Origin of the sequence: Arthrobacter sp. UNCCL28 (genome assembly GCF_900102805.1) — a bacterium.
GTDB classification, from domain to species: domain Bacteria; phylum Actinomycetota; class Actinomycetes; order Actinomycetales; family Micrococcaceae; genus Arthrobacter; species Arthrobacter nicotinovorans_A.
This window is the reverse complement of the sequence record NZ_FMWE01000007.1, coordinates 95,845-107,527: the sequence shown is the minus strand read 5'-3', so window position 1 is coordinate 107,527 and position 11,683 is coordinate 95,845. Positions and strand designations below refer to the sequence as shown.

General features: G+C 61.1%; 9 protein-coding genes. 4 read left to right on the top strand and 5 right to left on the bottom strand.

All coding sequences use genetic code 11. The annotated features are described in order from the left end of the window. The first annotated feature begins 11 nt into the window (after window positions 1–11). Genes BLQ01_RS17615 through BLQ01_RS17605 form a run of 3 tightly spaced genes read left to right on the top strand, consistent with a single transcriptional unit; the run spans window position 12 to window position 3,219 of the window. Entirely contained in the window at window positions 12–1,466 is a 1,455-nt protein-coding gene (locus BLQ01_RS17615) for an HNH endonuclease (protein WP_091553199.1), read from the top strand. Between the two features lie 27 nt (window positions 1,467–1,493). Continuing rightward, window positions 1,494–1,934, top strand: a complete 441-nt coding sequence (locus tag BLQ01_RS17610; protein WP_026542984.1) for a MarR family winged helix-turn-helix transcriptional regulator — start codon at window positions 1,494–1,496, stop codon at window positions 1,932–1,934. A 46-nt stretch (window positions 1,935–1,980) separates the two neighbouring features. Next, window positions 1,981–3,219, top strand: a complete 1,239-nt coding sequence (locus BLQ01_RS17605) for an MFS transporter (RefSeq protein ID WP_026542983.1) — start codon at window positions 1,981–1,983, stop codon at window positions 3,217–3,219. Window positions 3,220–3,317: 98 nt separating this feature from the next. On the opposite strand, the gene BLQ01_RS17600 is transcribed toward BLQ01_RS17605, so the two are convergent. The 3 genes from BLQ01_RS17600 to rraA form a co-directional block, all read right to left on the bottom strand. Next, the gene (locus tag BLQ01_RS17600; RefSeq protein ID WP_091553196.1) at window positions 3,318–4,787 is read right to left on the bottom strand and encodes a sugar porter family MFS transporter; all 1,470 of its coding nucleotides are present in this window, start codon (window positions 4,785–4,787) and stop codon (window positions 3,318–3,320) included. Window positions 4,788–5,148: 361 nt separating this feature from the next. Further along, window positions 5,149–6,801, bottom strand: coding sequence for an MDR family MFS transporter (locus tag BLQ01_RS17595; protein ID WP_091553194.1), 1,653 nt, complete (start codon window positions 6,799–6,801; stop codon window positions 5,149–5,151). Window positions 6,802–6,933: 132 nt separating this feature from the next. Next, window positions 6,934–7,407: a ribonuclease E activity regulator RraA gene (gene rraA / locus BLQ01_RS17590; protein ID WP_091553191.1), complete on the bottom strand. Its 474-nt coding sequence runs from the start codon at window positions 7,405–7,407 to the stop codon at window positions 6,934–6,936. Window positions 7,408–7,565: 158 nt separating this feature from the next. Here rraA and BLQ01_RS17585 point away from each other — a divergent pair, with 158 nt between their 5' ends. Then, window positions 7,566–8,870, top strand: coding sequence for an MFS transporter (locus BLQ01_RS17585; RefSeq protein ID WP_026542979.1), 1,305 nt, complete (start codon window positions 7,566–7,568; stop codon window positions 8,868–8,870). A gap of 2 nt (window positions 8,871–8,872) precedes the next feature. Here BLQ01_RS17585 and BLQ01_RS17580 read toward each other — a convergent pair whose 3' ends face one another. Further along, entirely contained in the window at window positions 8,873–10,720 is a 1,848-nt protein-coding gene (locus BLQ01_RS17580) for an FG-GAP-like repeat-containing protein (protein WP_139183514.1), read from the bottom strand. 51 nt (window positions 10,721–10,771) lie between these two features. Further along, window positions 10,772–11,668, bottom strand: a complete 897-nt coding sequence (locus BLQ01_RS17575; protein WP_245232974.1) for an FG-GAP repeat domain-containing protein — start codon at window positions 11,666–11,668, stop codon at window positions 10,772–10,774. Window positions 11,669–11,683: the final 15 nt, after the last annotated feature.

Here is an 11,683-nt window from a genome sequence, read left to right as displayed (position 1 = left end):
AGGGTTGGGGCATGGAGAAGATTCGAGAGCGGCAAGGAGTGGACCCCGGTTCAATTGCCTCCGGGGTGGGGAACGAGGCCGGTGAAACGGTGCTCGGCGTCCCGGCCCTCATCGCACTGTTGGGAGGCGTTCGTCTTGGTTCTTCCAGCGTTCAGCTGATTGATCAGCTGCGTGGGCTGGAGGACATGAAGTCTGCCATCGCCGGAGTCCAAGCCCGTGCAGCCGTGGCCTTCGACCTCGCTCAACGCCGTGAGCAGGCGCTTGCCGGTGTTCCTTCTTCGGAGCAGGGGCAGAGTTCAGGAGCCCAGATTGCCTTGGCGCGTCGTGAGTCGCCAAGCCGGGGATCCCGTCTCCTTGGCCTGGCGAACGCGCTGGTGACAGAAATGCCACGCACAATGGCCGCCTTGGAATCTGGCCAGCTCAACGAGTGGCGGGCCACTTTGCTTGTCAAAGAGACGGCGTGCCTCTCGGTGGAGGACCGGCGCTCCGTAGACGAGGAGCTCGCCCCTGACATGGGTACTTTCGAGGGCGCCGGCGACAAAGCCATCATCGCTGCCGCGAAAGCCGCCGCCTACCGGCGCGATCCCCGTTCTGTCGCCCAACGCGCAACTCAGGCTGCCACTGGGCGGATGGTCAGCCTCCGGCCGGCACCGGACGCCATGACCTACCTCACGGCACTGCTTCCCGTTGCCCAGGGGGTGGCCATCTGGGCCGCACTCAGTCGAAAAGCCGACTCTTCCCGCTCCGGTGGCGAGTCCCGGACCCGGGCCCAGGTTATGGCAGACGCCCTCGTTGAACGGGTCACAGGGAGGCGTGGTGGGATCGCCGGCGTCGACCTTGAGCTCATCATGACAGACCGCACCCTGTTGCAAGGTGACAGCGAGCCTGCCCGACTCAAGGGCTATGGAATAGTGCCGGCAGCCTGGGCCAGAGCCCTGGTTGGCGCCGGCGAAGCTGCCTCGGAAGCGGTAGGGAAAATGACGCGCGTGACCAACGAAGGGCATACAGCGCGGGCCAGTGAGCCGGGTGGCCGTGTGCTGCCACCCCGGACGGCACCCCCGGCCCAAGATGCGGAATTTAATGTGTGGGTCCGCCGCCTCTATACGGCCCCGTCCTCGGGTGAGCTGCTCACCATGGACTCGAAAGCTCGACTGTTCCCGCCGAGACTGAGGCGTTTCGTTGAAGTCCGCGATGACATATGCCGCACGCCCTACTGTGACGCTCCCATCCGGCACATCGATCACGTTGTCCCGTGGCATTCAGGAGGGACCACCACCGTGGGCAATGGCGCCGGGCTCTGTGAAGCCTGCAATCACACCAAGGAAAACCCTGGATGGATGGCAAAGCAGGTGTCCGGAGAAGTTCACACGTTGGAGGTCAGGACGCCCACCGGGCATGGGTATCGTTCATCGGCGCCGCCGCTCCCGGGGCACGGTGGGCCGCAGGGGCCGTCGCTTGATATTTAGGTACCCTAACTGTTAGGCTACCTAAGTATGAACACCTTTGATCCCCGGCTACTGGAACTCGCGCAGGAATTCCGTGAGTCACTGCGGCTTGGCGTTTACATGTTCCGCCGCCTTGATCCTGAAGGTGACCTTACCGCTGCCCAACTCAGCCTGCTGTCCATGACTTCAGATGGTGGCCTTCGCGTTGGTGATATCGCCAAGAACCTGGGCATCAAAGTTCCCAGTGCTACCGAGCAGATCATCAAGCTCGAGCGTGCCGGCCTGGTCACCAGACAGCAGGATCCCGATGATTCCCGCGCAGTCCAGGTAGTGATCACCGAGGCAGGGACGGCCGCCGTCGGATTTGCCAACCAGCGGCGCAACGCCATGGTGGCAGAACTGCTCAAAGGCCTCAGCGGCGACGAAATCGAGCATCTCGCCGCAGCATTGCCAGTCATCGCCAAGCTCAACAGTTCATTCCAGAACTGAGAAATCCATCACGACTAGAAAAACCCAGCACACAAGGAGCCATTGAATGTCACGCCAGTTGGCTGACGCTTCAGCAAGCGCCGAAACAACAATCGAAACCACGCTGGAGGCTGAGAAAGCTTCCTTCCTTAAGCAGCCGAAGGCAGTGTGGGCCACAGCGCTCGCGGCCGTCTTCGCGTTTATGGGCATCGGGCTCGTGGACCCCATCCTGCCCGCGATCGCCAAGAACCTTGAAGCGTCCACCAGCGAGGTATCCCTTCTCTTCACCAGTTACTTCCTGGTGACAGCCATTGCCATGCTGATCAGCGGCTTTGTCTCCTCAAGGATCGGCGGCAAGAAGACCCTGTTGATCGGGTTGGCGATCATCGTGGTGTTCGCGTCGTTGTCGGGGCTCTCCGGAAGCGTTGAACAATTGGTGGGCTTCCGCGCAGGGTGGGGTCTCGGCAACGCCCTGTTCGTGGCCACGGCCCTTGCCGTGATCGTTGGTGTAGCCAGCGGTGGGACCGGCACGGCCATCATCCTCTATGAAGCAGCCCTGGGCCTTGGCATCTCACTCGGCCCATTGCTGGGTGCGCTCCTTGGCGGCTGGCAGTGGAGGGCGCCCTTCTTCGGTACGGCAGTCCTCATGGCCGCTGCATTCATCGCCCTGCTGGCATTGTTGCCAAAAACGCCCGCTCCGGCCAAGAAGTCCCGTCTCCGGGATCCGCTCCTGGCGCTTGGACATAAGGGCCTTCGCACCACCGCAGCCAGCGCGCTTTTCTATAACTACGGCTTCTTCACCATCCTCGCTTTCACGCCCTTCATCCTGGGCATGGATGCCTACGGTATCGGGGGCGTGTTCTTTGGCTGGGGTGTGGCCGTGGCCGTCTTCTCGGTATTCGTTGCTCCCGTTCTGCAGAAGCGCTTCGGTGCCGTGAAGGTCCTGACGGGTACGTTGGCTGTCCTCATGCTCGACCTCGTGGGGTTGGGACTGGCCGCAGGGCACTCGGTGACTGCCGTCGTCGTGTTCGTCATCGTGGCCGGTGCCCTGCTGGGCATCAACAACACGGTCTACACAGAACTTGCCATGGGTGTCTCAGACTCACCGCGACCTGTTGCTTCCGCAGGCTACAACTTTGTGCGCTGGATGGGTGGAGCTTTGGCCCCGTTCGCTGCGGCGCAGCTCGGCGAGCACTTCGGACCCCAGGTTCCTTTCTTTGCCGGCGCTGTTGCCATGGTCATCGCCATCCTCATCGCTTTTGGAGGGCGGGCATACCTGAAATCGCACGAGCCGCACTTGGTGTGAGCACTGCGGTGAGGCCCTGCATCCCAAGCAGAACTTAGAACATAACCCCTTAAACAAAACGAAGCCCGGCGGAATCAATCCGCCGGGCTTCGTTTGCTTTACTTTGGTTCGTCGGAGGCTACCGGCAGCGGAGCAACAGGCGCCCCCTTGGGAACGAACAGTGTCTCGGCTTGCTCCAGGGACATGCCGTTGGTCTCGGGAACCTTGAACATCACGAAGAAGAACGACGCCGCCGCGAATGCCGCGTACATGGCGTACGTCAGTGGCAGCGAACCAGCCGCCATGATGGGGAAGCTAAGGGTGATGGCGAAGTTGGCGATCCACTGCGCAGCGGCGGCCAGGCCCAGGGCGCGGGCGCGAATGCGGGACGGGAAGATCTCGCCCAACAGAACCCATACGAGCGGACCCCATGAGGCGCCAAAGCTGATCACAAATACGTTGGCGGCCACCAAGGCAACAGGGCCCCAGGCGCCGGGAAGGGTGATTTCCGATCCCGTCCCGGTGGCAGACGAGAAAGCCATCGCCATGACGCCAAGTGAAACGGCCATGCCGATGGATCCGGTGAGCAGAATGGGCCGCCGGCCAATGCGGTCCACCAGTGCGATGGCTACGAGAGTTACCAGGATATTGGTGACGGACGTGGCCACAGAGATGGTGAGTGAGTCCTTTTCCTGGAACCCGACAGCCTTCCACAGGGTGGTGGAGTAATAGAAGATGACGTTGATTCCAACGAACTGCTGCAAAACGGAAAGGATAATGCCGATCCAGACCACAGGCAGCAGGCCGAATCGGTTGCCACGCAAGGAGCCCTTTTTGGTGGACAACTTTTCCTGCTGGATGGATTCGCGGATCTCGCGGATGTGCCGTTCTATGTCGTCACCGGGGATGAGCTTGTTGAAGATGGTGCGGGCTTGGTCTTCCTTACCGTTGAGTACCAGGAAGTGAGGGGACTCGGGCAAACGGAAGGCGATCCATCCGTACACTGCTGCAGGTATGGCGCAGGCGATGAACATCCAGCGCCACGCCTCGATGCCGAACCACAACGTACCTCCCGCGCCGCCGGCCGAGTTCGCCAGCACTGCATCGGAAAGGAGCGCGGCAAAAATACCGGTGGTGATCGCAAGCTGCTGGAGTGAAGCCAAGCGGCCGCGGACGTGTCGGGGCGAGATCTCGGAGATATAGGCGGGAGCAATGACCGAGGCGAGGCCGATGCCCAGGCCGCCGACGAGCCGCCAGAAGATCAGGTCCCACACGCTGAAGGCAAGGCCTGTGCCGATGGCGCTCACCAGGAAGAGCAGGGCGCCGATCTTCATGGCCGGGATGCGTCCGTAGCGGTCGGCAATCTTGCCGGCAAAGTAGGCGCCGGCAGCACAGCCCAGCAGTGCGACAGCTACAGCAAATCCGGTCAGGGCCTCGCTCATGACGAATTCGTCCGCCATCGCATCAACGGCACCGTTGACCACAGAAGAATCGAAACCGAAGAGGAAGCCGCCCACCGCGCCGGCGACGGCCAGGCCGATCACCTTCCGTGAAACTGGGGGCGCGCCTTCGGTGCTGGAACTGGACATGGGTCTCCCTTGGGGAACGGTGGTGTGGGAGCGAAGTGCGGGACGTCGTCGGCTGTCCGACAGGGACGCCGGTGCACTCGCGCTACACAGTGTGGCACGTCATATCGCCACAGTTCCAGTCAAGTGACGGACGCTACATGCATTCAGGTTGTGAACACAACTGCGCCTGTTCGGCAGCTGAGAGCCGGCTGGGAGCCGACTGCAGCTCTTCGCCAAGGGAGACAGCGAGCCCGTCGTGTAAGTACTTGAACGCAGAAGGGGTGCGACAAGCCGGGTGTGAAGACGGCAGGCAGCCCGAGGGCTGCCTGCCGTTGACTTCAGCGCCGGAAAAGGCGCCGAGGGTAAATCGCATTTAGTTTCGCTAGTGCGCCGGTACTGAATCCTTGGCTGCGGCCTTGGGATCCGTGAGCTTCTTATTGGGCAATGCAAAGCTGATCAGGAACGCAATGATCATGAGCCCTGCGGCGGTAAGCATCACCACATCGATCGCTTGGGCGAAGCCTTCCGTGATTGGCCGGGTGAGTGTGCTGTTCGCCGAGTGGAGCCAACTGGTGTCGTTCAGCGAATCGTTGTTGGCGCCGTTCTTGAAGAAGTCAAAGAGCTTGGCGTTGGCGGGGTCCGAAGCCACGGCAGGGTCACGCATGACCGCCTGGTAGTCCGGGCTGGCTGCTGCGGTCTTCATGCCGTCGGCGATCTTGTTAGCCGCGGTGCTGAACAGCATCGAGATGAACACGGCTGTGCCTACCGCGCCGCCCATGGAGCGGAAGAACGCAGCCGTGGAGGTGCCAACGCCCATGTCCTTCGGCGGAACGGAGACCTGCATGGCGAGCGTCAGGGGCTGCATGCAGAAGCCCAATCCGACGCCGAAGAATACAGCGATCAGGCCGGGGACCCACAAGCCTGTATCGACTCCCAGAACCAGCCCCATGACGGTAGCCGCGCCGGCCAGGATAGCCGTGCCCAGGATCGGGAAGATCCTGTAAACACCCGACGACGAGATGGTGCGGCCGGCAGAGATGGACCCGAACAGGATGCCCACAGTAAAGGTGATCATCATCAGGCCGGCCTCGGTGGGCGTGAGGCCCTTGACCAGCTGCAAGTACATGGGAAGCATGGCGATGGCGCCGAACATGCCGATGCCGATGATGAAGTTCAGCAGGGAAGAGAGCCCAAACGTGGTGTTCTTGAAGAGCCGCAACGGGATCAGCGCGTAGTCTCCGGCACGCTTCTCAGCGAGCAGGAATGACACGATGCCGATGACGCCCAGTCCGTAGCAGAGCCACGATCCGGCGGATGACCAACCCCAGGTCCGGCCCTGTTCTGCCACCAACAGCAGCGGAACAATAGCCAACGTAATTGCGGCAGCACCCCAGTAGTCGATCTTTTGCTTTACATGCCTGGCCGGCAGGTGCAGATACATGAAGACCACTACAAGGGCAGCCAGCCCGATGGGCAGGTTAATGAAGAACACCCAGCGCCAGCCGTCGAAGCCGAGGATATTGGAGGATCCTGCGAAGGCACCGCCGATCACCGGGCCGAGCACGGAAGAAATGCCGAACACCGACATGAAGTAGCCCTGGTACTTGGCCCTGTCCTTCAAAGCAACGATGTCGCCGATGATGGTCAACGCCAAGGCGAGCAAACCACCGGCGCCGAGTCCCTGGATGCCGCGGGCAATCGCCAACTCGGTCATGGAGTGGACCGATCCCGCGTAAAGGGAGCCTGCCAGGAAGATGACGATAGCCACGAGGTACAGCGGGCGACGACCGAAGATGTCGCTCAGCTTTCCGTACAGGGGCGTGCTCACTGTTGAAGTGATCAAGTACGCCGTGGTTGCCCATGCCTGAAGCGAAAGGCCATCGAGGTCGTTGGCAATGGTGTAGATGGACGTGGACACGATGGTCTGATCCAGCGAGGACAGGAACATGCCGAGCATGAGTCCCACCATGACGGTGAGTGTCTGACGATGGGTCAAGACCTCGCCGGCGGCCCGAACGGGCGTGGTTTTGGACATATCTTCTCCAGAGGTGGCAGAAAAGTGGATTAAGCAGGATAGTTGCTTTCAGTAACTATCTTACTGCCAGGTTGATTCCCGCTGGGAGAATATTTCTTCAACTTTCCCTCTAAGTCGGAGACCGCGGAAGAGTCAGCGCTCGATCAGGATGCCGTCCGGATCGCAGTAGATCATCACGCCGGGTTGGATGCGGACGCGATCAATGATCAGCTCCACGTCCACCTCTCCAACGCCTGTCTTGGCACTCTTCTTGGGGTTGCTACCCAGTGCCTTGACGCCAAGTGGCAGGCGGGCGATGGCTTCCCGATCCCTGATGGCCCCGTTGATCACTACGCCGGACCAGCCGTTTTCTACAGCACTGGCGGCGATGAGGTCCCCCATAAGCGCCGTGCGGAGTGAAGCCTGGCCGTCAATGACCAGCACGGCCCCTTCGCCGGGGGTGTTGAGGACGGTCTTCACCAAGGCATTGTCTTCGAAGCACCGGATAGTGCGCACCGGGCCACTGAAGTGGGTATGGCCACCCAGGTTCTGGAACTGGACCGCTATGGACTCCAGTTCCTCTCCACGCTCGTCGTAGAGATCGGCTGTCTTTACTTGATCACTCACGGTGCTTCTCCTCAATCGCTGTGAGGCCACACTAACGCGCACCCGGGGGCTAAAGCAGGGCTTTACAGGCCTATGTGGATAAAGAGCCCGACGGCGACCCAGTGACGCTTTGCCGCGTTAGGCTGAATCCGAACATCCAAAATGAGGGGGAACCTGCCATGAGCTTGTCCGACTTGCCGGGTCCGGTGCCGGATCCTGCCGTCGTCCGTGGCGGTACCACTACGGCGCTTGCCGAACCGGTGGTACCAGTGCGGCCGCTCTGGGTCACAGGAGTGGTGCTGGTCAACCTCGGCATTAACGCTGCCTTCTTCGGCCCCCTGCAGGTTCTGCTGGGCCAGCAGGCAGCCCACTTTGATGATGGCCAGAAGGAAGCGATCCTGGCATTGGTCACTGGCTGTGGTGCGGCAGTTTCCATGGTGGCAAACCCCTTGTTCGGCGCCTTCAGCGACCGCACTACTTCACGCTTCGGCCGCCGTGTGCCCTGGGTCCTGATGGGTGCCATCCTTGGAGCAGTCGCGCTGGTTGCCCTTGCAGGGGCTCCCAACGTTGCCGTCATGACATTGCTTTGGTGCCTGGTGCAGGCCGGAGCCAACGCCATGTACTCGGCAATTACGGCGGCCGTGCCGGACCGGGTTCCGGTTCCCCAGCGCGGAACCGTTGGCGGTTTGGCGGCCATGGGCCAGACAGTAGGTATCCTCGTCGGCGCAGTGATCGCTGCCGTCGTCGCAGGTAACTTCGCTGCTGGTTACTGGGTGTGCGCAGCAGCGCTGCTGGCCGGCGTCGTGCTTTATCTTTTCAAGAGCGATGACCAACCCCTGTCGCCAGGCGACCGCTCTGCGTTCAAGCTGGCTGAATTCCTCAAGGGCTTCTGGGTTTCGCCCAAACGTTATCCGGACTTCGCCTGGGCGTGGCTGACCAGGTTGTTGGTCAGTACGGGCAACCACATGGTCACGCTGTATCTGCTCTTCTTCCTCAGCGATGCTGTACATCTGGAGGAGACCGAGGGTATCAAGCCTGAGTTCGGCGTTCTCATTCTCACCGGCCTGTATGCAGTCACCGTGATCATCACCAGCGTTGTGGGTGGGCGGTTGAGCGACAGGATGGGCAAGCGGAAACCTTTGGTCATCGCCTCATCCGTCATCATCGCTGCAGCGTCGCTGATCCTCGCTTTTGCTCCCACTTGGATCGGCGGACTTGCCGGTGCGGCGGTGCTGGGAATCGGGTTCGGAGCCTACCTCGCCGTTGACTTCGCGCTGATCACACAGGTCCTGCCGACAGCATTGGACCGGGGCCGGGACCTGGGCATCATCAACATCGCGAACTCGCTGCCCCAAGTGATAGCCCCATTGATTGCGTTCCCATTTGTGGCCTACTGGGGCGGCTACATCTCGCTGTACGTAGCTGCCGCAGTCATCGGGCTTTTGGGCGCCGTGTTCGTGGTGAAGATCAAGAGCGTGGATTAGGCCTAGAACACGGCGGTGAAGCCACCCCAACCCCAGCCGACAACGGTTGACCCTTTCCAACCGCCGAGCCCGTTTCCGTAGTACATGTGCATGCGGCCGGAATAGTCGATGCCATAGACATCCTGATGGCCATCTGCGTTGAAGTCGCCGGCAGCGCCAATTCTGGCCATGACCTCCCACCCAACGCCGATGACCTGGCGCTGGTCAATTTTCGTGCCATCCAGTCGGTAGCTGTAAAGCAGTCCGGCGGGTGTTCGCCCCATGAGGTCTTCAACGCCGTCGCCGTTAAAGTCGCCGGCAGGAAAGACTGTGTTGAACATGTTCCAACCAGTGCCGACCGGGTTCCCGCCGTAAGTAAGGCCCCCGCCGCTGTAACTGGCGAAGTGCCAGAGAGTTCCGTTGGCATCGCGTCCGTAGATGCCGCTGTGACCACCACCGATGGTTGTACTGGTTGACGCAAATATGGTGTTGAAGACACTCCAGCCAGTGCCGATTTGCCGCTGCTGGAGCCAGCCACCCTGGCCGTCTCCCGGGTAGAGGAGCAGGCGGCCCGCAGCGTCTCTGGCTACAACGTCGTTCTTGCCATCGCGATCAAGATCGCCCGTCTTGATGATGGATGTCATCCCGGACCAGCCCTGCCCGATCACGCGCGGCGCCTGCCAACCGCCCTGAGTCGACGTGGGATACATGGTAAGGATGCCGGAACGGTCGCGGGCCAGGACATCCGTCGTTCCATCGCCATCGAAACCACTGGACCAGTGGGAATCCTTGATATTTTCCTTCCATTCGCTGGTTACAAGCCGCAAGGTGTCCCAGCCGGAGGAAACAGTGACCTCAGCGGCGACGAAGTGGTCTGGGTAGTTGTGCGCTTGGTCCTGCGGGGTGGGACGATACGTCGCACCGCCCGGGCGTTCGGCATAGGGAGGTCCCACCCAGCGGTACTTGACCACTGGGTTGGCCCCGGACGGAACAGGAACTTCGGCGAGGCTGAAGTCAGTACGGAGAATGGAACCAACTGCTCCTTCGCCCAAGACTTTCGGACGTCGAGGCTGAATGATGGGTCCTACCGCTTTCGAAACAATCCCTGTGGGCAGGTATCCGGGCGCGTAGACCACCGCCCTGAAGGAAATCAGGGAGCCGACGTCAAACGAAGAAAAGTCATAGTCGTAGGTCGTTCGGTAGTGGTCCACACCATCCCGCATCCACTGATAGTCGGCGTGGGACACGCTGCCTTGCCATTGACCAAGATTGGCTCTCGCCCAGATTTCGGTTTCGGGTACCCCCTCAACGAAGGCGGGCGCCAGATTGACATTCTGCTGCAGTCGTACGGCCGGGTTGATGACCTCGAAAGCAGCTTTTGGGAAGTCCTCGGTCGCCGATTTATCCCCTCCGTATTTTCGGGGCTTTATGGTGGTGTTTGAGCCGTCCGCAAAGTCAACGGCGGCTTGCCGAAGCGTGTATTTCCCTGCTGCGTCTTTCTCGTTGACAGTCCGCACCACGGATCCGGATGTCCGTGGTTCTCCGCCGGCCGGCATACTCCAATACAGGTATATCTCGGTGGCTTGTGATGGGTCGACCATCACGATACTAAGGCGAGTGGCCGGACGAGCCACCGTGAAGTTCAAGCGCATCTCGCCTGACACAGGTATGGGGGCCGTGGTAGCTGCTCCCAGAGTCAGGAAGGCAGGGTCCGGCGGCCAAACGTAGGACTCCACGGTCGACGATTCAGCCTCCAACGGCGATGCCTCAGCGGCTGGGCTGTGCTGTAATAGACCGGCCAGCATAACCGTGAGGACCAGTGCCAGGACACGCAGATGGCGCCCTGGGGATAGGGTTGGCGAGTTCGTCATCATCACATCTCCTATTGAGTGCTGAGTAGCCAAAAAGCCGAAGGGTTCGGATTAGAACACTGCTGTGAAGCCGCCCCAACCCCAGCCGACAACCGAGGAACCCTTCCAGCGGTAACCGGCTATGCCGAAGCGCGAGTAACCCGAAGTGTCGCCCAGGTACATGGTGAGACGGCCGTTGCCGTCTATCCCGTAAACGTCGAAGTCTCCATCGCCATTGAAGTCACCGGCCACGCCGATGCGCGCTACCGATTCCCAGCCCCAGCCGATGGAGCCGGCAAAACCGCCAGGCAAGCCATATTCTTCGAACCAACCGTTCCGGTGAGTGGTTCGCACTTCGAGATTTCCCCAGAAAGGACGGGTGAGAACAACAAGGTCTGGCGTGCCAAGGAAGTGCCCAGCACCGACGGCATAGTAACCCTCCCATCCTTGGCCGATCTTGCGGGGGGTAAGCCAGCCACCCCAACCGTTGCCCGGATACAAGAACAAGTTGCCGGCAGAGTCCTTGGCGAGAATGTCATTGGTGCCGTCCCCATTGAAGTCTCCGGGCGCGATGAGGTCCGTGAAACTCTGCCAACCCTGGCCAACTTGGAGTGCCTTCTTCCAGCCGCCAGAACCGTTTCCTTGGTACAGGAATAGGCGTCCCTGACCGTCGCGGCCCAGAACATCAACCGTGCCATCGCCGTCGAAGTCACCAGGTGAGACCAACAGATTGAAGTTGTTCCAACCCCACCCAATCACTTGGGTTGGCTGCCAGTTGCCGCGCCCGTCCGTGGGGTACAACAGGAGCCGGCCCGAGGCGTCCCGCGCAAAGATGTCCAGGGTACCGTCGCCGTTGAATCCGCGGGCGCGGGCAGCTGCCGCGATGCGCAGCGGGTGGGAGGCTTGAACCGTCGTTGTGGAGTCTGCGTCATAGGTGATCGTGACGGAAGCGGCTACGACTCTTCCCAAGTCAGCTGACGTTGC